The sequence below is a fragment of the Azospirillum melinis genome (assembly GCF_013340935.1).
Lineage (GTDB): Bacteria > Pseudomonadota > Alphaproteobacteria > Azospirillales > Azospirillaceae > Azospirillum > Azospirillum melinis.
The window spans coordinates 288,893-308,119 of the sequence record NZ_WHOS01000001.1 but is presented as its reverse complement, the minus strand read 5'-3'; the positions used below and the strand labels follow the sequence as shown (position 1 = coordinate 308,119).

Sequence of the window (19,227 nt, the reverse complement as noted above, 5' to 3'; positions counted from 1 at the left end):
AGAGAAGCCGGGCTATCTCTCCAGGCCCCATAGCTGATAGCAGTCCTTGACCGCGCGGATGGACGGCAGGCGAATTTTCGGCAGGTCGGCTTGATTGAACCGGGCCGCATTGCGGCTTCGGTTCCGGGGAGTGACGACGGCGATGTGATGGATCATCGCCCATTTGACGCTGTCGCGCCCGCCATTCAGCGCGCCAAGCCGTTCGCGCTCGAACCAAGTCCGACGGAAATACCGCAGCAGGCTTGCCGGCATGGCGATGTCCAGCATGATCAATCCGGTCGCCCGCGCGAAACGCTGCTGCATGCAGACCGAGTAGTTTCCATCCATCACCCACCGGTCGCCGCCGATGGCGTCATCGTGCAGGCGGACGAACTCTTCCCTTGGGCGGGGCTCCCAATCGGTGCCGGGCCGATGGTAAAGCTGGTCGAGGTGAATGACCGTCAGGCCGCACTTGCGTCCGATGGCCGACGCAAGGGTGGATTTGCCGCTGTTGGACGGCCCCAGGATGCAGATGCGCTGTCCCAAATCCTCAAGCTGCATGGTTTCCGCCGCGTCCGACTGATGCTGTTCCGAACCGGCGATCTTACGCATACGGATCGTCGGGTCCAGCGCGGCCGATGACGGGCGGGTTCCGATTATTGGGTAAAGAACATCGCGGCGAACACGGCGCCGGTGGCGGCGATCACTGTCACCAGCCCATTGCGTCCCAACGCGCGCTGGCGGTAGAGCGCCCCCGCCACGGTAACGACGGCGATGCTGGTCAGGATCAGGCCGAGCTTGGCTTCGGTCATGGCGGCTTCCCCCGGTCTTTTCAGTGTGGGCCGACCCAGCCCAGGGCGCCGGCGGCGGTGGTCAGCAGGATGGCTCCGCACAGCAGGACCAGCCATGCGGTCATCAGAAACCGCCAGCCCGGACCGGCATGGTCCAACTCCAGATAATGCAGCAGGATTTCCCGTCCCTTCGTCACCGCCAGCGCCAGCAGCAGCGCTGCTCCGGCGATGCCGACGCTGCCGCCCGCGTCGCCATGCCGGGCGAACAGCAGGGTGACGGCGGTCAGCGCCATCAGGGTCAGCCAGGACAGCGTCAGCCGGTCGATCTTCTTGAGAAATGTCATGGCCTGTCCTCTCAGCGGATCAGATAGACGAGCGGATAGAGGATCACCCAGACCAGATCGACCATGTGCCAGAAGGCCGCTCCGGTCTCCAGATTCTCCACCAGCGTGTCGGCGCTGGAGCGGCCGGCCAGCAGCAGGATGACGATGCCCAGCGCCACATGCAGGGCGTGGAAGCCGGTCAGCAGGAAATAGAGGGTGAAGAAGCTGTCGGTGTCGATGGTCAGCCCGGCGCCCAGCGTCGCCGAATACTCCACCGCCTTCACCGCCAGGAACACCGACCCGACGGCGGCCGCCAGCAGCATCGCCCGGCGGGCCTGCGGCACCGCACCGCGCCGGCCGGCAGCAACACCCTTGGCGGCCAGATAGCCGCTGGTCACCAGAACCATGGTGTTCAGCGCGCCGGCGGTTCCGTTCAAATGGGCCTGACCGGCGGCGAAGGTCGCCGGGTCCAGCACGCGGGCGATGGCGAAGCCCAGGAAGGCAACGCCGAACACCGCCAGTTCGCTGAAGATCAGGATCCACATCATCAGGTTGCCGGGCAGGGCGGCAAGGCCGCTTCCCCGCTCCACCGGACCCGCGGCTTCCGGACCGCCGATCTCCAGGCCCGTCATCTCAACGTCGGCCATTTCCAATATCCAAAGCTTGTAATCGTGTGTGCGAACGATAAGGCGGCGGTCCGCAGACCGGCTTGACCGCGGTCAAGGAATGCCCTTCCGCCACGGTCAATTATTCGCCCGACCCGTGGCGGTAGGACGCTGCGACGCCCGGCTTCCCGCCCCCGGCTTCGCGCACCCTACACCCCTCCCGAACCGACCCCCTCTCGACCGACAGATCGAGATTTCCAGGGATCCCGAGCGATGACCGAACGCTTCACCAAGGCGGCCGCGCGAAACATCTTCTATGGCGGATCGCTGTTCTTCTTCGCGACCTTCGTCGCGTTGACCGCGCTCAGCCACAACTACATCGTCAATACCAGCACCAATAAGAAGACGCTGTCCGAAGCGGTCGTCCGCGGCAAGCATGTGTGGGAGAAGAACTCCTGCATCAACTGCCACACGCTGCTGGGCGAGGGCGCCTATTTCGCCCCCGAGCTGGGCAATGTCTGGCTGCGCTACGGCGGCGACAAGGACCCCGAGGGCGCCGTGATGGCGCTGAAGGGCTGGATGGCGGCACAGCCGTCCGGAATCGAAGGCCGGCGCCAGATGCCGCAGTTCCACCTGACCGAAGGCGAGGTCGAGGATCTCGCCGCGTTCCTGGAATGGACCAGCCGGATCAACACCCAGAACTGGCCGCCCAAGCTGTCGGGCTGAGGAGATTTCCGTCATGAAGTACGAATCGCAAAAAGTCGCCATCTATTACTTCGCAGCCGCTATGGGGCTATTCGGTGTGCAGATCCTGGTGGGTCTCCTGGCCGGTACCGTCTATGTCCTGCCCAACACGTTGTCGGAGCTTCTGCCCTTCAACATCATCCGGATGATCCACACCAACTCGCTGATCGTCTGGCTGCTGATCGGCTTCTTCGGCGCCGCCTACTATCTCGTGCCCGAGGAGGCGGAGACCGAACTGCACAGTCCGAAGCTGGCGCTGATCCAGCTCGGTCTGTTCGTCTTCGGCGCGCTGGCGGCGGTCGTCGGCTATGTCTTCCGCATCCATGAAGGGCGGGAGTTCCTGGAACAGCCGCTGTGGATCAAGGCCGCCATCGTCGTCGTCGCGCTGATGTTCCTCTACAACATCACGATGACGGTGCTGAAGGGCCGCCGCACGGTCATCACCAACATCCTGCTGGTAGGCATGTGGGGCATCGCGGTCTTCTTCCTGTTCTCCTTCTACAACCCGGCGAACCTGTCGCTGGACAAGATGTACTGGTGGTACGTCGTCCATCTGTGGGTCGAGGGCGTGTGGGAACTGGTCCTGGCCTCCATCCTCGCCTTCCTGATGATCAAGATGACCGGCGTCGACCGTGAAGTCGTCGAGAAGTGGCTGTACGCCATGGTCGGTCTCGCCCTGTTCAGCGGCATTCTCGGCACCGGCCACCATTACTACTGGATCGGCACGCCCGGCTACTGGCAGTGGATCGGCTCGCTGTTCTCCACGCTGGAGGTCGCCCCCTTCTTCACCATGGTCGTCTTCGCCTTCATGATGGTGTGGAAGAGCGGCCGCCGTCACCCGAACAAGGCGGCGATGCTGTGGTCGCTGGGCTGCGCGGTCTTCGCCTTCTTCGGCGCCGGGCTGTGGGGCTTCCTGCACACGCTGGCCCCGATCAACTACTACACCCACGGCACCCAGGTCACCGCGGCGCACGGGCACCTCGCCTTCTACGGCGCCTATGCGATGATCAACCTCGCCATCATCACCTACGCCATGCCCTACCTGCGCGGCAAGCAGCCCTACAACCAGATCCTCAACATGTGGAGCTTCTGGCTGATGAGCGGCGGCATGGCCTTCATGACCTTTGCCCTGACCGTTGCCGGCGTTGTTCAGACCCATCTGCAGCGGGTCCTGGGCATGAGCTACATGGAGGTCCAGGAGCAGATCGCGCTGTTCTACTGGATGCGGCTGGGTGCCGGTTTCGCCGTGGCGGTGGGCGTCGCGCTCTACCTCTACGCCGTCTTCGGCCCGGCCCGCGAGGAGCGACCCGCCTCGATCCCGTCCAGCTACCAGCCGGCCGAGTGACGTTCCCTCCGGCCCCTGCGACCCACCGGATGCCCGGTCGTTGCGGGGGCCGTTCCATTCATGGAGTTCCATCGCGATGCCCGACAGCGCCGTCCCCATCCTCCCGTCCCCGCCGTTCTATCAGCCGACCGCCGACGAGTGCGCGCTGTTCGAGCATGCCTATCGTCACCGCCTGCCGCTTCTGCTGAAGGGGCCGACCGGCTGCGGCAAGACCCGCTTCGTCGCCCACATGGCGGCCAAGCTGGGCCGGCCGCTCTACACCGTGTCCTGCCACGACGATTTGACCGCCGCCGACCTGACCGGCCGCTATCTGCTGAAGGGCGGGGACACCGTCTGGGCGGATGGGCCGCTGACCCGCGCCGTGCGCGAGGGCGCCATCTGCTATCTCGACGAGGTGGTGGAGGCGCGCAAGGACGTTACCGTCGTGCTGCACCCGCTGACCGACGACCGCCGCATCCTGCCGCTCGACCGCACCGGCGAGACGCTGGAAGCGCCGCCGGGCTTCATGCTGGTGGTGTCCTACAACCCCGGCTACCAGAATGTGCTGAAGGCGCTGAAGCCCAGCACCCGCCAGCGCTTCCTGGCCGTAGAGTTCGATTTTCCCGCGCCCGTGCGCGAGATTCCCATCGTCGCGACGGAAAGCGGCCTGCCCGAAAATCGCGTCGTCCCATTGGTCCGCCTCGCCAACGCCCTGCGTGCCCTGAAGGGCCAGGATTTGGAGGAAGGCGTTTCGACCCGCCTGCTGATCTACTGCGCCACGCTGATCCGCTCCGGCATGAAGCCCGAGCGCGCCATCCGTGCCGCCCTGATCGAGCCGCTGACCGACGACCCGGACATCCGCGCCGCCCTGCTGCGCGTCGCCGAGGTCACGCTGGGCTGACCGGAAAGGGCGGAGGGCAATCGCCATGCTGGAGTTCTTCGAGCCGGAAGAGACCGTCGGCCGTTTGTGGCACCGCCTGATCGGCGGGCGGTCGAGCTATCCGCACCATCCCGACGCAGCCGTCACGCTGGAGACGATGCGTCCACGGCTGGCGGTGTTCTTCCGGGCGCTGGGCGGCGACCGTGGCGTGCGGCTTGCCGCCGGAAGCGCTTCGGTGTCGGGGCACCGGCTGTCGCTGCTCGGCCGCATCGGGCTGGGGGAAGAGCGGGTGGAGCGGTCGGCACTGGACGGCAATGTGCTCCAGTTGCCCACTGCCATCGACCTGTTCCCCGACCCCGCCCTGAACGAGCGGCTGTATGAATGGCTGGCCGCCTTTTTCGCCCATGCCGAGGCCGAGCCGGCCCCCGCCGACCCGTTGCAGGCCGATGTGCAGGCGCTTCGCAGCGCCGCCGCCGCCACCGCACGGGTTCTGAAGCGTTGGCCCGGCCTGTCCCGCATGCATGAGGAACTGGCCCGCGCCGTCGCCGCCATACGCCCCGCCCGCCGCCCGCCGCCGGTCGAAGCCGATGTTGAGCGCGCCGTCCTGGCGCTGCTCGGCACCGGTGCCGTCACCAGCGATGGTGCACGCATGCTGGCGCCCGGCGTTCCGCTGTCGGATTTCACCGCCCCTTACGGTTATGCCCGGATGCTGCCGGTGCCGCTGTGGGGACTGGTGTCGCCAAGCGTCGGCCGTGACGCTTCCGCCGCCGTCGAAAGCCCCGGCGAAGGCGGACAGGCGGCCGAGGGCGACCAGCGCCGCCGGGCCGCAACGCGCCGACAGACCGACCAGATCCAGCGCAACGACCCGCTGATCCTCAACCGCTTCGAAAAGATGCTGAGCCTCGCCGAGGCGCTGAACATCCCGCGTGCGGTCGATGACGACGATGCGGAGAATGCCCGCAAGGCCGCCGACGATCTGGACGAGATCGCCGTCGGCGCCCACCGGCGCAAGGCATCGACCACGCTGAAGCTCGACCTCGACCTCGGGGCGCCGGTGGTCGACGACACACCGCTGGCGGCGACCCTGACCTATCCGGAATGGGATCATGGCCGGCAGGCCCATCTGCCCAACCACTGCCGGGTGATCGCCGAAACCGCACCGGCCGACGGCGACTCCTGGCAGCCCGATGCCGCCGCCCTGCGCCGCATCCGTCAGGTGCGCCGCCAGTTCGAGGCGCTGCGCCCCCGCCGCATGTCGTTCACCGGCCAAGCCGACGGCGACGAGTTGGATCTGGCTGCCCTGGTGCGCAGCCGGGCCGATCTTCGGGCCGGCGGTTGCGGCAGCGACCGCGTGCACCAGCAGGTGCGCAGCGCCGCCCGCGATCTGGCGGTGGCAGTGCTGGTCGACGGCTCGCTGTCCACCGACGGCTGGATCGAGGGGCGGCGGGTTCTGGATGTCGAGAAGGAGGCGCTGCTGGCGCTGAGCCATGGGTTGACCGCCTGCGGCGACGACCATGCGCTCTATTCCTTCACGTCGCGGCGGCGCGACTGGGTGCGGGTCCAGACGCTGAAAGGCTTCGAGGAGCCGCTGGGCCCCACCGTCACCCGCCGGATCGGTGCGCTGAAGCCCGGCTATTACACGCGCATGGGGGCGGCGATCCGTCACGTGACCGGGCAGCTGGCCGACCGGCCGAACCGGCACCGGCTGCTGGTTCTGCTGACCGACGGCAAGCCGAACGACGTCGATCATTACGAGGGCCGTTACGGCATCGAGGACACGCGGCAGGCGATCCGCGAGGCACGGCGCGCCGGGCTGGCCGTCTTCGCCATCACCGTCGATGCGCAGGCCCGCGACTATATCCCGTATCTGTTCGGACGCGGCGCCTATGCCATATTCCCGCAGGTTTCCCACCTGACCAAGGCGTTGCCGGCGCTCTACCGGCAGGTCGCCTGCACCGCCTGACCGAAAAGGACCTTCAGACATGACCGCACCGGTGAAGATCGGCCCCGTGAAGATCGGTATCGTCACCATCTCGGACCGCGCCAGCCGCGGCGTCTACGAGGACAAGGGCGGCCCGGCGATCAATGAGGAGCTGTCGCGCATCATCTCTTCCCCCTGGGTGCCGGAGGCGCGGGTGATCCCGGACGAGTTGGACCTGATCGCCGCCACCCTGGTAGAGCTGTGCGACGTCGCCGGCTGCGGTCTGGTGGTGACCACCGGCGGCACCGGCCCGGCGCCGCGCGACGTGACGCCGGAGGCGACGGAACGGGTCTGCGACAAGATGATGCCGGGCTTCGGCGAACTGATGCGGTCGGTCAGCCTCCGTGTGGTGCCCACCGCGATCCTGTCGCGCCAGACCGCCGGTATTCGCGGGAGCAGCCTGATCGTCAATCTGCCGGGCAAGCCGTCCGCCATCCATGATTGCCTGGACGCGGTGTTTCCCGCGATCCCCTATTGCCTGGATTTGATCGGTGCCGGCCGGATCGAGACCGATCCCGAGATCTGCGTTTCCTTCCGTCCTAAATCGTGACATCAAAAGTCATTATACTTAGTGTGGAAATAAAAAGGAGCATGCGACAAAATAGCGTTCAGAAGTTCCACTTGACGGCGGTCAAGCATCGATCTCGGGGGCAGGAGGAATATTCCCTCACAAGAAACATTCAACCGAGATGACGCCATGAAGACCAAGATCTCTCTCGTCACCGTCAGCGCCGCCGCCCTGATGATCCTGTCCGGTATCGGCGGCGCCTCGGCCGCCGACACGCTCTATGCCGACCCGAAGGTCAAGCAGCCGACGGTCAGCGTCGTCCAGGACCCCGCTTCCGTGCCGGCTCCGGAAAAGGCTGGCAAACGGGCGCCGAAGACCCACAAGGTCTCCCTGATGACGACCGAGGTCGAATCCAAGCTGGACGATGGTACCACCTACACCTACTGGACCTTCAACAACACGGTGCCGGGTCCGATGGTACGGGTGCGGGTCGGCGATACGGTGGATGTTTCGATCTCCAACGCGCCGGAATCGACGATGAACCATTCCGTCGACTTCCACGCCGCGACCGGCTTCCTCGGCGGCGGCCAGATCACCCAGGTGGAGCCCGGCCAGACCAAGGCCTTCAGCTTCAAGGCCCTGACCCCCGGCGTCTATGTCTATCACTGCGCCACGCCGATGGTCGCCCACCACATCTCCAAGGGCATGTACGGCCTGATCGTGGTGGAACCGGAAGCCGGCTTGGCCCCGGTCGATCATGAATTCTACGTGATGCAGCAGGAAATCTACGCCACCAAGGCCAAGAACCTGGCGAATGCCGAGGACGATTATGACGGCCTCGTCAACGAGCGTCCGAGCTATCTGGTGTTCAACGGCACCGTCGGCGCCTTGACCAAGGACAAGCCGCTGAAGGCCAAGGTCGGCGAGACGGTTCGCCTGTTCTTCGGCGTCGGCGGTCCGAACCTGACCTCCTCCTTCCACGTCATCGGTGAGATCTTCGACAAGGTCTACAATCTGGGCGGACTGGAAAGCGAGCCGGCCAAGGGCATCCAGACCGTCACCGTCGCCCCCGGCGGCGCCACCATGGTGGAATTCAAGGTCGACTACCCCGGCAAATATGCCCTGGTCGACCACGCGCTCAGCCGTGCCACCAAGGGCCTGATCGGCATTCTGGAAGTCGAGGGCAAGCCCGACGACAGCATCATCCACGACAAGACCGGCGACAGCCGCAAGCAACTGGGCGAGATGCAGCACTGAGGCTGCGGATAAATTAAAAGCCCCTCTCCGGCAAGGGGAGAGGGGTTTTGCTGAAAATTACTCGACAAAAACCGCAAAACAAAGAAGGGCCACCGTTTCCGGCAGCCCTTCCATTGTCAATCCGTGTGTCGTCGACACCACGGCGCAGTCCTTAGCGGACCGAAATCCCTTCCGCGAAGAAAGAGACCTCGGCCTTGGCGCTCGACGACGAGTGAGACGGACAATGAGACACGAGATCACCTCCTTTCAGTTGTTGACGTACGACACCCTATATAGGCGGCTCGGCGGAGGCCACAAGTCCTGACCCTGACTGCTCCGCTGTGACATTTACCGGTGCGCCGCCCGGCTTATCATGAAGCCCAGCCCGCCCGCCAGGATCAGGCCGGCGGCCATCGCCAGACCTCTTGCGGCGCCGCTGGGTGCCGTCAGGCGCAGGCTGTTGTGCGGCAGTCCGAAGCGCCCGCGGGTGCGGTGCAGACCGTCGACGGGGTGGTAGAGATTGTCGGGCCGGCCGGGGATTTCCCGCTCCTCCGTCATCTGGCCCTCCACCGCGGTGTTGGCGAGGTAGCGGTCGGCAAAGCCCGGCGCCAGAAAATTTCCGAGGATCGCCTGCATCGCCGATCCACCCAGCCAATATTCGCGGCGGGGATTCTCGGCGGCGTGCAGGATCGCGCGGGCGATGTCCTCCGGCTGGAAGATGGTGCCCATCGGCCGGGACCGGCGCGGCATGTGGCTGCGCGCCCAGTCGAATTGCGGGGTATTGACCGCCGGCAGATGCACGGTGGTCAACCCGATCCGGCTGTGATCATGGATCAATTCGGAGTGCAGGCTGTCGATGAAGCCGGTGATGGCATGTTTCGCCGCGCAATAGGCGGATTGCAGCGGAATCGACCGGTAGGCCAATGCCGAGCCCACCTGCAGGATCGTACCGCTGTCCCGCAGCCGCATCCGCCTCAGGGCGGCCTGGATACCGTAGGCGGAGCCGAGATAAGTCACCTCGGTCACCCGCTTCAGCTCCTCCGGCGTCACGGCGTGGACGGGGCCGAAGACTGTGACCATCGCCACGTTGATCCAGACGTCGATGGGACCGAAGGCGTTCTCCACTTGGTCGGCGGCAGCCTCCAGCGCGTCGGGGTCGGCGACGTCCAGCGGCAGGACCAGCGCCTGGCCGCCCAGCCGTTCGACCTCGGCCTTCACCTCCTCCAGCGCATCGGACGATCTGGCGATCAGGCCGATGGAAGCTCTGCGATAGGCGGCGAATGCCAGCGCCGTTGCGCGGCCGACACCGGCGGAAGCGCCGGTGATGCAGATGACGGGGGACTTCTGAACGCCGTTGGTCGGTTGCATGGCGAGGGTCCTGTCTCAGGGGGCGGGCCGGATCTGGGCGTCACTCTGGGCGTCAGGCCGCCGGCGGGGTGCGCCGGCTGCTCCAATTTGTCAAACCCCCGGTACCGCTTGCGGTTCCGTCGCGTCTTTTCAGGGCCGCTTCCTCCACGCGGATGCGATGGAAGGTCAGCGGAATGTTCAGCAGGCTGGCCGCGACCGCGATCCACAGCTCGCCGAAGACCAGCGGCAGCACGGCGAACTCCCCCGCCACCACGAGGTAATTGGGATGCCGGACCCAGCGGAAGGGACCGCGGCGGACCAGCGGCGCGCTGTCCAGCGTGATGATCCGCGTTGTCCAGAAGCGGCCGAGCGTTGCGATCACCCAAACCCGCCCGGCCTGGAGCAGCACAAACAGCGCCAACAGCCAGCCATTGACCGGCGCGTCGGCCGGGACTGCCAGAAACAGCGCCAGCAGCCATCCGGCATGCAGCGCGACGAACAGAGGGTAATGCCCGGCTCCGACCTCCCGCGCACCGTCGGCCAGCAGGCGGGAGGTGTTGCGGCGGGCGACCGCCAACTCCAGCAGACGCTGCGCCGCAACCGCGGCCAGGATGATCTGCGGCCAGCCGAATGCGTCCATCGTCACCCTTTCAATCCTCAGAGGTCCAGCAGGGTGAGGCCGGCGGTGAAGCCGGGACCGAGCGCCAGCATCAGATGCGGTCCGGCGGCTCCGTTCCGCAACCGCCGTTCCAGAACGAACATCACGCTGGCCGCCGACATGTTGCCGCAATCGCCCAGCACGGCCCAGGACTCGTCCATGCCCGCGGTGGCGGGCGCCAGCACCTCAGTCAATGCTTGAAGCACCTTGGCACCTCCGGGGTGGCAGATCACGCCGCCCAGATCGGCAAGGGTCATGCCGCGTCCGGTCAGGAAGCCGTCCACCACCGGGGCCAGCCGTTCGCGGATCAGGCGCGGAATGTCCTGGCTGAAGACGACGCCGAAACCCTCATCCTCGATCCGCCACCCCATGATCCGCCGGGTGCCGGGCCAAGTGTGCTCGGCGCTGCCGACGAGGCGCGGTCGGGATGTGTCGTCGCCTGCCACGGGGCTCCGCAGCAGGGCGGCGGCAGCGCCGTCGGCGAACAGCGCGCTCGCCACCACATTGGTGGCGGACGCCTGTTCCGGCCGGTGGGACAGGGTGCACAGCTCGACCACCAGGAACAGCACGGTACGGCCTGGCATCGCCCTTGCGATCATGCCTGCCCGCGCCAACCCCAGCGCCCCGCCGGCGCAGCCCAGCCCGAACACGGGCAGCCGCACCGTATCGGGCCGGAACCCCATGCGGTCGAGCAGCAGCGCCTCCAGGCTCGGTGTGGCGATGCCGGTGGTGGTGGCGCAGACGATGGCATCGACTTCGCCGGGGCGCAGCCCCGCCGCGCTCAGCGCTTTGCCGGCCGCATCCTCAAGCAAGTCCAGCGCCACCCGCTCGAAGACGGCGGCGCGCTCTGCCCAGCCATGGGGCGCCAGATACCAGGACAGCGGGCAGGCGGCGTGGCGGGTGCGGATGCCGGTGTTGGCGAAGACAGGGGCCAGCCGGTCGAAATCGCGCAGGCGGTGGGCGAACACTGTTCGCGCGACGGCCAGAGTCTCTTCCTGTTCGAAGCGGTAGGGCGGCAACGCAGTGGCGACCGCCAACAGCTGCGGATCGGGTGACATCCTGCCTCCTGCATGCTGCCGTCGGTTGAACATCCTGGGTCGGGGCGGCAATCCCGTTTCATCAGCCAACAGGGAAAGCGCGGGCCGATTGCGCCAAGCGGCGGCCTTTCAAAAGGCTATCGCCTTAGGAAATGCGATGGATATCGACGAAAAAAGCGGCGCTCGCGGAGCGCCGCCTTTTTCATTGATGCTTTTGTCCGTCAGGCCTGACGGGGCCGCAGCGGCGGGCCGTCGCGGAAGGGCTTGTCGACGCCGCCCTTGTCGTTGGTCTGGTTTTCCACGTCGCCCTCGAAGGTGCTCTCGCCCTGGGCCAGATCCAGGTCGTCCGGCGTCATGCCGGCGGCGCGGGCGCCCTTCGACCCGCCGATCTGCGGGTTGTTCTTCAGGTCGGCATCGGTCGGCTTGTCGGTCTTCTCGTGCTTGCTTGCGCTCATGGCGGCATCTCCGTTCCGGTTCCGCATGTCCCCCTGTCAACCGGCGCCGTGCCGGATGGTTGCGAAATCCCTTCTTCCTTTTGGGGAGACGGTTAGGATATCGGGGTCGGCGCGGCCGAAGATCATTCGACAGGCTCTCATGTCACATGAAGATGAACGGCTGAGGATCCGTGTGCGCGGGCGGGTGCAGGGGGTGGGATTCCGCCCGCATGTCCATGCGCTCGCCGGACGGCTCGGCCTGACCGGCTGGGTGCTGAACGACCCGCAGGGGGTGCTGATCGAGGCACAGGGCAGCGGCGTTGCCGCTTTTCAGGCGGCCCTGTCGGCCGAGGCGCCGCCGCTGGCCCGCATCGATGCCGTCGAGTGCGAGGCTATTCCGCCTCTTTCCAGTGAGACCGCTTTCTCAATCCGGCACAGCCTGTCCGCAGGCACCGTGGCGACCGGCATCGGACCCGACGCCACGGTCTGCCCGGCGTGCCTGGCCGAACTGTTCGACCCGGCCGACCGCCGCCATCGCTATGCCTTCCTGAACTGCACCCATTGCGGCCCGCGCTACACCATCACGCGACAACTTCCCTATGACAGGCCGCAGACGGCGATGACCGGTTTTCCGCTTTGCCCGGATTGTCTGGCCGAGTACGAGGACCCGGCGAACCGCCGCTTCCACGCCCAGCCGACGGCCTGTCCGGCCTGCGGGCCCCGCCTGTCGTATCCGCCGGAAGACATCGTCGCCGCACTCCGCGCCGGCAGGATCGTTGCCATCAAGGGGCTGGGCGGCTTCCACCTCGCCTGTGACGCCACGCGGGCGGATGCGGTGGAGCGATTGCGGCGGGTCAAGCAGCGCAACGGCAAGCCCTTCGCCCTGATGGTCGCCAACACCGAATCCGCCATCCGTCATGTTTGGATGGACGCCGGCGAGCGGGCGTTGCTGGAGGGGGTGGCGCGCCCCATCGTCCTGCTGCGGCGGCGGGACGATGCGCCCGAATTGGCACCCGAGATCGCTCCCGGTCTGGCTTGGCTGGGTGTCATGCTCCCCTGTACGCCGCTGCATTACCTGCTGTTCCACGAGGCGGCCGGGCGGCCGGACGGCACCGGCTGGCTGGACGTACCGCAGGATCTGACGCTGGTGATGACCTCCGCCAATCCCGGCGGCGAACCGTTGGCAATTGGCAACGAGGAGGCACGGGAAAGGCTGGCCGGCATCGCCGACCTGATCGTCGACCATGACCGCGACATCGTCATCCGTGCCGACGACAGCGTCGTGCGCAAGCTGGCCGGCGCCCCCGCCTTCCTGCGCCGCGGCCGCGGCCATGTGCCGGAGCCGATCCGGCTGGCCCATCCGGTGCCGCCGGTCCTGGCGGTGGGCGGCCATCTGAAAACGACGGTGTGCGTCACCCGTGGTGACGAGGCATTCCTGTCCCAGCACATCGGCGACCTCGACAACGCCGCGACGCTGGGCTTCCTGGAGGAAACCGTCGGCCATCTGCTGCACATCCTGGGGGTCGAGCCGGTTGCGGTCGCCCATGACAGGCATCCCGATTTCCAATCCACCCGCTTCGCCGAAATGAGCGGCCTGCCGACGGTGCCGGTCCAGCATCACCACGCCCATGTCGCCGCCGTGATGGCCGAACACCGGGTCGAGGGGCCGGCAGTCGGGCTGGCGCTGGACGGGTTCGGCCTGGGGGAGGATGGCGGGTCCTGGGGCGGGGAGATGCTGCTGGTCGATGGGATGCGGTCCGAGCGTCTCGGCAGCCTTGCGCCTCTGGCGCAGCCCGGCGGCGATGTGGCGGCCCGCCAGCCCTGGCGCATGGCCGCCGCGGCCCTGGCCCGGATGGGACGTGCCGATGAGATCGCCTCCCGCTTCGCCGCGCACGGACCGGCCGAGGGTGTCCGGCGGATGATCGAGCGTGGCATCAATGCGCCGCTCACCAGCTCATGCGGGCGCTGGTTCGACGCCGCCTGTGGCCTGCTGGGAGTCCGCGCGGTGGCTGGGTTCGAAGGAGAGGCACCGATGGCGTTGGAATCCCTCGTGCGACAGACCCGCGTGGCGGACGGCACATGGCGGATCGATAACGGCGAACTGGACCTGACTCCCCTGTTGGAGCGGTTGCTGACCGTCGCCGATGCGGTGGAGGGAGCGGAACTGTTCCACGGCACGCTGGCGGCGGCACTGGTGGACTGGACGTTGCCGGTGCTGAGTGCCCATGGCATGGGCCGGGTGATGCTGTCCGGCGGCTGCCTGATGAACGCCATTCTGGCGGAAGAACTGGTCGCCGGATTTCGCGCCGCCGGGGTGGAGGCGCTGCTGCCGAGGCTGGCCCCCGCCAACGATGGCGGGCTCAGCCTCGGTCAGGCGTGGGCGGCGTCCTTCGTCCTGTAGCCGAACAGCGGCATCTGGACAGGTGCCTGGACCTTCTCGCGCCGGCGCGGCACTTCGGCGGTGCGGTTGGCCTTGTCGAACTCGTACAGGCCGCGATACTTGCCGATATAGCCCTTTCGGCAGGCACGGTGGAACCGCTGCGACGCGGTTTCCCAGTCGTCGCCCGGCCGAAGCCAGCTGACATAGGTGGTCCCGCTGCGCGGATCGGTGCGCAAGAACCGGCCGCGTCCCTTCTCGCCCCGCACCCATTGGCCGGGGTTCAGCGTCAGCGCCCCGCGCGCCAGCAACATCTTCACCTGCGGGGTCAGTTCAATGGTCGGAAAATAGGGCATGACGTCCTCCGGCCGACCCGAACGGGGCGGCGCTGATCTGGGAGACTCCGTTGTTTTCGGAACCTCCCAGATATGGGAACGTATGCGGAACTATTCAAGGTTTCCAAGGGGTGCAGCGTGCTGGTGAAGGTAATCTTATCCCGCCCGCGCCGCCTTCTTCACCGGACGCTCATGCCCTTCGTCCGCCGGGGCCTCGGCATCCTTGAAGGTGCGTACGCCGCTGATCATGGTGGAGATGATCGACTGGCGGGACATGATGTCTTCGCGCACCGCGGCATAGACGTGGACGATCACGAACAGCAGGATCGCCCACATGCCGAGATGGTGCCAAGTGTGGACGTCCATGCTCTGGCCGAACAGCGGGATGACCCAGCCGAACAGCTTGTCCTGCCAGCTGCCCTGGCCCGCTCCCTCGCTGTAGAGCGCGAAGCCGGTGACGATCATGAAGACGCTGCCCACCGCGATGGCCCAGAACATCGAGAATTGCGCCAGCGGGTTATGGCCGACATACAGCTTCGGCTTGCGCTCCAGGAACAGGTACCAGCGGGCCTCCAGGAACAGCTCGCCCCACCAGTGGCGGTCCCAGAAGGGGAAGCGGAACAGCTGCTTGGCATGGTGGTTGCCGACGAGAGCCCAATAGAGCCGGCCGATGAAGCCGATGGCAAAGATGTAGGCCGCAGCGAAATGGACGAAGCGGATGTAGCCCATCAGGAAATTGGCGCTGGCCTCGCCCGGCATGGTCGGCAGCGGATTGGCGATCAGGTAGCCGGTGACCGACAGAACCACGATCGCCAGCGCGTTGACCCAGTGCCAGATCCGCACCGGCACCTCGTACACATAGATTGCCTTCAGGAAACGGCCGGCCGCCGGAGCGGCCGTCCCTTCCTCGTCCGGTGTCGCGACCGGCTTCGCATTGTCGAGAGGAGCCATGACTTAAATCCTCCTCGGCTGCCGGTCAGCGCACGGTGACGCGGGCCAGTTCGGCGCCGTCCGGCGCCATGACGTGGGTGGAGCAGGCAAGGCACGGATCGAAGCTGTGCAGGGTGCGCAGGATCTCCACCGGCTCGTCCGGACGGGCCATCGGCGTGTTCAGCAGCGAGGCCTCGAAGGCGCCGATGTTGCCCTTGGGATCGCGCGGGCTGCCGTTCCAGGTCGTCGGCACGACGCACTGGTAATTGTCGATCTTGCCGTCCTTGATCTTGATCCAGTGACCGAGCCCGCCGCGCGGCGCGGCGACGGTGCCGACGCCCTTGGCCTCCTTCGGCCAGGTCTTCGGGTCCCACTTTTCGACATTCGCGGTTGCCGTGTCGCCGGCCTTGATGTTGGCGATCAGGGCGTTCCAGTCGTCCATCATCATGGTGCAGCAATACTGGCATTCCAGCGCGCGGGCCAGCGTGCGGCCGATGGTGGTCGGCAGCGCCTGCTGTGGCGTGAAGTTCGTCCCGGCCAGCGTGTTGAAAGCGCCCAGCGCTTCGGTGATCTGGTCCTTCACATAGCCCACACCCTGGGCATAGGCCAGGATGTAGCGGGGCAGGGGGCCGACCTCCACCGCATGGCCGCGCCAGCGCGGCGCCTTGATCCAGGAATATTTGGCGGCCTCGTCAAGCTCCTTGATGTCGGTGCGGGTGCCCTTGGTGTTGGCGCCCAGCTCGAACTTGGCCTCGGTCACGCCGTCCCACGGGTGCAGGCCCTTGCTCTCGTCCTCGTAATGGTACCAGCTGTGGGCGACGAACTCCTGCACCTGCGCCGGGTCGCGCGGGTCGATGGGATGGACCTCGTTCCAGTTGCCGTTCAGGATGACGCCGCCCGGCAGCTGGCAGGTCGAATGGTCGTACGGCACCTTCTCGTAATCGCCGTAGTCCATGACGTTGGTCGCCGACAGCCCGCCGCCATAGAGCCAGTCCTTGTAGAAGCTGGCGATGGCCAGCACGTCCGGCAGATAGACGTTCTCGACGAAGGCGGTGGCTTCCTGGATGCGGGCGCGGATGAAGTTCAGCCGCTCCATATTCAGCGGCGCGCCCGACGACCCGGTGCCGTCCATGTTGATGGCGCAGGGAACGCCGCCGACCATGTAGTTCGGGTGCGGGTTCTTGCCGCCGAGGATGGTGTGGATTTTGACGATGTCCTTTTGGAGATCGAGCGCCTCCAGATAATGGGTCACCGCCATCAGGTCGGCTTCCGGCGACAGCTTGTAGGCCGGGTTGTCCCAATAGCCGTTCTTAAAGATGCCGAGCTGGCCGCTCTCCACGAACTTCTTCAGGCGGGTCTGGACATCGCGGAAATAGCCGGGGCTGGACTTGGCATGGCGCGGCGAAACCGCCTGCTGCAATGCCGAGGTCGCCTGCGGGTCGGCCTTCAGCGCGTTGACCGGGTTGACCCAGTCCAGCGCGTGCAGGTGATAGAAGTGGACGATGTGGTCATGGACCTGCAGCGTCTTCGCCATGATCTCGCGGATCAGGTGGGCGTTCTTCGGGATGCGGATCTGGAGCGCATCCTCCACCGCGCGGACCGAGGTCAGCGCGTGGCAGCCGGTGCAGACGCCGCAGATGCGCTCGACGAAGGCCCAGGCGTCGCGCGGGTCGCGGCCCTTCAGGATCACCTCGAGGCCGCGCCACATCGTGCCGGTGGAGACGGCGTTGCGGATGATGTTGTCGCTGTCGACGTTCACCTCGCAGCGCATGTGGCCTTCGATGCGGGTGACCGGATCGACGACGATGCGCTTGCCGCCGGTGTCGAGCGAGAACCCGTTCGGGGTCTGGACGATGCCCATGGTCAGACGTCTCCCTTGTGCTGCGCGCGCTTCAGGGCGCTGACCGCCGCGTGGGCGGCGATGATGCTGCCGACGCCGATGGCGGCGGTGGTGCCGATCTGGTCGGCGTTGGCCTCGATCCCGAACTGGAGGATGTCGGACTGGCGGGCGTACCAGGACCCCTTGTCCCAGAAGCCATCCTCCGAGCAGCCGATGCAGCCATGGCCGGACTGGATGGGGAAACTGGTGCCCTCGTTCCAGCGGACGGTGGAGCAGGCGTTGTAGGTGGTCGGACCCTTGCAGCCGACTTTGTAAAGGCAATAGCCCTTGCGCGCGCCCTCGTCGTCGAAGGACTCGACGAACTGGCCGGCGTCGAAATGCGGCCGGCGATAGCATTTGTCGTGGATGCGCTGGCTGTAGAACATCTTCGGACGGCCCTGGCGGTCCAGTTCCGGGATGCGGTCGAAGGTCAGCATGTAGGTGATGACGCCGGTCATCACCTCGGCGATCGGCGGGCAGCCGGGCACCTTGATGATCGGCTTGTCGGTGATGACCTCATGCACCGGGGTGGCGCGGGTCGGGTTCGGGCGCGCCGCCTGGACGCAGCCGAAGGACGCGCAGGAGCCCCAGGAGATGATCGCCTTGGCGTCCTTGGCGACCTTGCGCAGCTGGTCGGTGAAGGGCTTGCCGCCGATGATGCAGGACATGCCGTCCTGGTTCAGCGGCGGATTGCCTTCCACCGCCAGGATGTAGTTGCCCTTGTACTTCTCCATCACCTCGTCGAGGATCGCCTCGGCATGGTGGCCGGCCGACGCCATCAGCGTGTCGTCGTAGTCCAGCGAGATCATCGACAGCACCACGTCCTTGACCAGCGGGTGCGCCGAGCGGATGAAGGATTCCGAGCAGCAGGTGCATTCCAGCCCATGCAGCCACAGCACCGGGGTGCGCGGCTTGGTTTCCATGGCATGGACGATCTGCGGAACCAGTTCAGGCCCCAGCCCCAGGGCCGCGGCGGTCAGCGAGCAGTATTTCAGGAACGAACGGCGTGTGATCCCCTGCCGCCGCATCACCTCGTAGAAGGTTTCCAGCGTTGCCATCGGTTTGTTTTCTCCCGTCGGGCAGCACCGGCGTGCGAGGGGCCGGTGCGCTTCTCCTGCGGGCATAGGCAACAATCGTGCCGTAGTACGAACATTTGGCAAACCAACGGTCACAAGGCTGTAAGGACCGTCGCCGCTGGCAACTCCCCGGCCGAAACGACGGCCGGGGTGGAAAGTCTGTTGCCGGTGGCGGTCAGGCCGTCCGGCCATCCTCCTCCGGCCGGCCGATCAGGCGGTGGAGGCCCCAGCCGATTACCACACCGGCCGCGTGCAGCCCCGCAGTGCTGGCGAGGAAGCCGGCGGCATAGCCGAGTGCCGCGGCATCGGCCGGCATCTCCGCGCCATGGGCGAAGCCGTGGAACAGGCCGAAGCCGGCGGCGAAGACGACGCCGATCAAGCTGTTGCGCGACATCGGCATGACGCACAGCAGCGCCAGCACGACGGTGGAGGCATAGATGGCCGGCTCGACCAGCGGCAGCTCGCCGCCCGTCAGCGCGAACAGCCCGCCGGCCAGCATGGCGGCCAGAAAGGCCCCCGGCACCGCCAGAACGGCACGGCCGCCGATGGTGGCGCCGTAGACGCCGACCGTGACCATGGCGATCAGGTGGTCGAGCCCGCCCAGCGGATGCGCGGCACCGTCGAGGAAACCGGCCCCGGCAAGATGGCCGGGATGGGCGAGGGCAGGGGTGGCGGCAAGCGCGATGGCCGCGGAGACGGCGGCAAGGCGGGTAAGTTTCGACATATCGAACGGCTCCTCGGGGTTCTTGTGGTTTTGGTGATCTCTTCCTCTCCCCAGGAGGA

At 66.6% G+C, this 19,227-nt stretch carries 20 protein-coding genes; 7 read left to right on the top strand and 13 right to left on the bottom strand.

The annotated features are described in order from the left end of the window. Positions 1-12: 12 nt before the first annotated feature. The 4 genes from GBZ48_RS01365 to GBZ48_RS01350 are packed head-to-tail and all read right to left on the bottom strand — an operon-like array spanning position 13 to position 1,740. Positions 13-591, bottom strand: a complete 579-nt coding sequence (locus GBZ48_RS01365) for a P-loop NTPase family protein (RefSeq protein WP_246306914.1) — start codon at positions 589-591, stop codon at positions 13-15. 44 nt (positions 592-635) lie between these two features. Continuing rightward, positions 636-791, bottom strand: coding sequence for a hypothetical protein (locus tag GBZ48_RS01360; protein ID WP_174469333.1), 156 nt, complete (start codon positions 789-791; stop codon positions 636-638). 20 nt (positions 792-811) lie between these two features. Continuing rightward, entirely contained in the window at positions 812-1,114 is a 303-nt protein-coding gene (locus tag GBZ48_RS01355; RefSeq protein ID WP_211105583.1) for a cytochrome C oxidase subunit IV family protein, read from the bottom strand. Between the two features lie 11 nt (positions 1,115-1,125). Further along, positions 1,126-1,740 carry a cytochrome c oxidase subunit 3 gene (locus GBZ48_RS01350; protein WP_174469332.1) on the bottom strand — a complete coding sequence of 205 codons (615 nt, stop codon included), beginning with the start codon at positions 1,738-1,740 and terminating at the stop codon, positions 1,126-1,128. 231 nt (positions 1,741-1,971) lie between these two features. Here GBZ48_RS01350 and GBZ48_RS01345 point away from each other — a divergent pair, with 231 nt between their 5' ends. From GBZ48_RS01345 to nirK, 6 genes are all read left to right on the top strand, one after another. Further along, positions 1,972-2,424: a c-type cytochrome gene (locus GBZ48_RS01345; protein ID WP_174469331.1), complete on the top strand. Its 453-nt coding sequence runs from the start codon at positions 1,972-1,974 to the stop codon at positions 2,422-2,424. Between the two features lie 13 nt (positions 2,425-2,437). Next, positions 2,438-3,787 (top strand): cbb3-type cytochrome c oxidase subunit I, encoded by a 1,350-nt coding sequence (locus tag GBZ48_RS01340; RefSeq protein ID WP_174469330.1) that lies wholly within the window; start codon positions 2,438-2,440, stop codon positions 3,785-3,787. Between the two features lie 76 nt (positions 3,788-3,863). Beyond that, positions 3,864-4,667: an AAA family ATPase gene (locus GBZ48_RS01335; protein ID WP_174469329.1), complete on the top strand. Its 804-nt coding sequence runs from the start codon at positions 3,864-3,866 to the stop codon at positions 4,665-4,667. A gap of 25 nt (positions 4,668-4,692) precedes the next feature. Next, on the top strand, positions 4,693-6,609 hold the full coding sequence (locus GBZ48_RS01330; RefSeq protein ID WP_174469328.1) for a nitric oxide reductase activation protein NorD: 1,917 nt from the start codon (positions 4,693-4,695) through the stop codon (positions 6,607-6,609). 19 nt (positions 6,610-6,628) lie between these two features. Further along, positions 6,629-7,177 carry a molybdopterin adenylyltransferase gene (mog, locus tag GBZ48_RS01325; protein WP_174469327.1) on the top strand — a complete coding sequence of 183 codons (549 nt, stop codon included), beginning with the start codon at positions 6,629-6,631 and terminating at the stop codon, positions 7,175-7,177. Positions 7,178-7,324: 147 nt separating this feature from the next. Then, positions 7,325-8,392, top strand: a complete 1,068-nt coding sequence (gene nirK / locus GBZ48_RS01320; RefSeq protein WP_174469326.1) for a copper-containing nitrite reductase — start codon at positions 7,325-7,327, stop codon at positions 8,390-8,392. A 327-nt stretch (positions 8,393-8,719) separates the two neighbouring features. Here nirK and GBZ48_RS01315 read toward each other — a convergent pair whose 3' ends face one another. From GBZ48_RS01315 to GBZ48_RS01300, 4 genes are all read right to left on the bottom strand, one after another. Continuing rightward, positions 8,720-9,739: an SDR family oxidoreductase gene (locus GBZ48_RS01315; RefSeq protein WP_174469325.1), complete on the bottom strand. Its 1,020-nt coding sequence runs from the start codon at positions 9,737-9,739 to the stop codon at positions 8,720-8,722. A 52-nt stretch (positions 9,740-9,791) separates the two neighbouring features. Further along, the gene (locus GBZ48_RS01310; protein WP_174469413.1) at positions 9,792-10,358 is read right to left on the bottom strand and encodes an isoprenylcysteine carboxyl methyltransferase family protein; all 567 of its coding nucleotides are present in this window, start codon (positions 10,356-10,358) and stop codon (positions 9,792-9,794) included. Between the two features lie 17 nt (positions 10,359-10,375). Beyond that, positions 10,376-11,434 carry a type III polyketide synthase gene (locus GBZ48_RS01305; RefSeq protein ID WP_174469324.1) on the bottom strand — a complete coding sequence of 353 codons (1,059 nt, stop codon included), beginning with the start codon at positions 11,432-11,434 and terminating at the stop codon, positions 10,376-10,378. A 200-nt stretch (positions 11,435-11,634) separates the two neighbouring features. Further along, positions 11,635-11,868 carry a hypothetical protein gene (locus tag GBZ48_RS01300; RefSeq protein ID WP_098738662.1) on the bottom strand — a complete coding sequence of 78 codons (234 nt, stop codon included), beginning with the start codon at positions 11,866-11,868 and terminating at the stop codon, positions 11,635-11,637. Between the two features lie 139 nt (positions 11,869-12,007). Between GBZ48_RS01300 and hypF the strand changes: the two genes are divergently transcribed. Continuing rightward, complete coding sequence (gene hypF, locus GBZ48_RS01295) at positions 12,008-14,248, top strand: carbamoyltransferase HypF (RefSeq protein WP_174469323.1); 2,241 nt, start codon at positions 12,008-12,010, stop codon at positions 14,246-14,248. Here the strand turns inward: hypF and GBZ48_RS01290 are convergent. The 5 genes from GBZ48_RS01290 to GBZ48_RS01270 all read right to left on the bottom strand — a co-directional run bounded on the left by GBZ48_RS01290 (position 14,218) and on the right by GBZ48_RS01270 (position 19,168). After that, complete coding sequence (locus GBZ48_RS01290) at positions 14,218-14,580, bottom strand: hypothetical protein (RefSeq protein ID WP_174469322.1); 363 nt, start codon at positions 14,578-14,580, stop codon at positions 14,218-14,220. The genes hypF and GBZ48_RS01290 overlap by 31 nt on opposite strands. 135 nt (positions 14,581-14,715) lie before the next feature. Further along, positions 14,716-15,510, bottom strand: coding sequence for a Ni/Fe-hydrogenase, b-type cytochrome subunit (gene cybH, locus GBZ48_RS01285; protein ID WP_174469321.1), 795 nt, complete (start codon positions 15,508-15,510; stop codon positions 14,716-14,718). Between the two features lie 25 nt (positions 15,511-15,535). After that, on the bottom strand, positions 15,536-17,350 hold the full coding sequence (locus GBZ48_RS01280) for a nickel-dependent hydrogenase large subunit (protein WP_174469320.1): 1,815 nt from the start codon (positions 17,348-17,350) through the stop codon (positions 15,536-15,538). Between the two features lie 2 nt (positions 17,351-17,352). Continuing rightward, positions 17,353-18,426: a hydrogenase small subunit gene (locus tag GBZ48_RS01275; RefSeq protein ID WP_174469319.1), complete on the bottom strand. Its 1,074-nt coding sequence runs from the start codon at positions 18,424-18,426 to the stop codon at positions 17,353-17,355. A gap of 193 nt (positions 18,427-18,619) precedes the next feature. Continuing rightward, positions 18,620-19,168 (bottom strand): HupE/UreJ family protein, encoded by a 549-nt coding sequence (locus GBZ48_RS01270; RefSeq protein WP_174469318.1) that lies wholly within the window; start codon positions 19,166-19,168, stop codon positions 18,620-18,622. Positions 19,169-19,227 lie beyond the last annotated feature (59 nt).

Excerpts from the sequence above, each read along its gene's own strand:
- GBZ48_RS01365 (WP_246306914.1), bottom strand. The coding sequence starts at position 591 with ATGCGTAAGATCGCCGGTTCGGAACAGCATCAGTCGGACGCGGCGGAA.
- GBZ48_RS01360 (WP_174469333.1), bottom strand. The coding sequence starts at position 791 with ATGACCGAAGCCAAGCTCGGCCTGATCCTGACCAGCATCGCCGTCGTT.
- GBZ48_RS01355 (WP_211105583.1), bottom strand. The coding sequence starts at position 1,114 with ATGACATTTCTCAAGAAGATCGACCGGCTGACGCTGTCCTGGCTGACC.
- GBZ48_RS01350 (WP_174469332.1), bottom strand. The coding sequence starts at position 1,740 with ATGGCCGACGTTGAGATGACGGGCCTGGAGATCGGCGGTCCGGAAGCC.
- GBZ48_RS01345 (WP_174469331.1), top strand. The coding sequence starts at position 1,972 with ATGACCGAACGCTTCACCAAGGCGGCCGCGCGAAACATCTTCTATGGC.
- GBZ48_RS01340 (WP_174469330.1), top strand. The coding sequence starts at position 2,438 with ATGAAGTACGAATCGCAAAAAGTCGCCATCTATTACTTCGCAGCCGCT.
- GBZ48_RS01335 (WP_174469329.1), top strand. The coding sequence starts at position 3,864 with ATGCCCGACAGCGCCGTCCCCATCCTCCCGTCCCCGCCGTTCTATCAG.
- GBZ48_RS01330 (WP_174469328.1), top strand. The coding sequence starts at position 4,693 with ATGCTGGAGTTCTTCGAGCCGGAAGAGACCGTCGGCCGTTTGTGGCAC.
- mog (WP_174469327.1), top strand. The coding sequence starts at position 6,629 with ATGACCGCACCGGTGAAGATCGGCCCCGTGAAGATCGGTATCGTCACC.
- nirK (WP_174469326.1), top strand. The coding sequence starts at position 7,325 with ATGAAGACCAAGATCTCTCTCGTCACCGTCAGCGCCGCCGCCCTGATG.
- GBZ48_RS01315 (WP_174469325.1), bottom strand. The coding sequence starts at position 9,739 with ATGCAACCGACCAACGGCGTTCAGAAGTCCCCCGTCATCTGCATCACC.
- GBZ48_RS01310 (WP_174469413.1), bottom strand. The coding sequence starts at position 10,358 with ATGGACGCATTCGGCTGGCCGCAGATCATCCTGGCCGCGGTTGCGGCG.
- GBZ48_RS01305 (WP_174469324.1), bottom strand. The coding sequence starts at position 11,434 with ATGTCACCCGATCCGCAGCTGTTGGCGGTCGCCACTGCGTTGCCGCCC.
- GBZ48_RS01300 (WP_098738662.1), bottom strand. The coding sequence starts at position 11,868 with ATGAGCGCAAGCAAGCACGAGAAGACCGACAAGCCGACCGATGCCGAC.
- hypF (WP_174469323.1), top strand. The coding sequence starts at position 12,008 with ATGTCACATGAAGATGAACGGCTGAGGATCCGTGTGCGCGGGCGGGTG.
- GBZ48_RS01290 (WP_174469322.1), bottom strand. The coding sequence starts at position 14,580 with ATGCCCTATTTTCCGACCATTGAACTGACCCCGCAGGTGAAGATGTTG.
- cybH (WP_174469321.1), bottom strand. The coding sequence starts at position 15,510 with ATGGCTCCTCTCGACAATGCGAAGCCGGTCGCGACACCGGACGAGGAA.
- GBZ48_RS01280 (WP_174469320.1), bottom strand. The coding sequence starts at position 17,350 with ATGGGCATCGTCCAGACCCCGAACGGGTTCTCGCTCGACACCGGCGGC.
- GBZ48_RS01275 (WP_174469319.1), bottom strand. The coding sequence starts at position 18,426 with ATGGCAACGCTGGAAACCTTCTACGAGGTGATGCGGCGGCAGGGGATC.
- GBZ48_RS01270 (WP_174469318.1), bottom strand. The coding sequence starts at position 19,168 with ATGTCGAAACTTACCCGCCTTGCCGCCGTCTCCGCGGCCATCGCGCTT.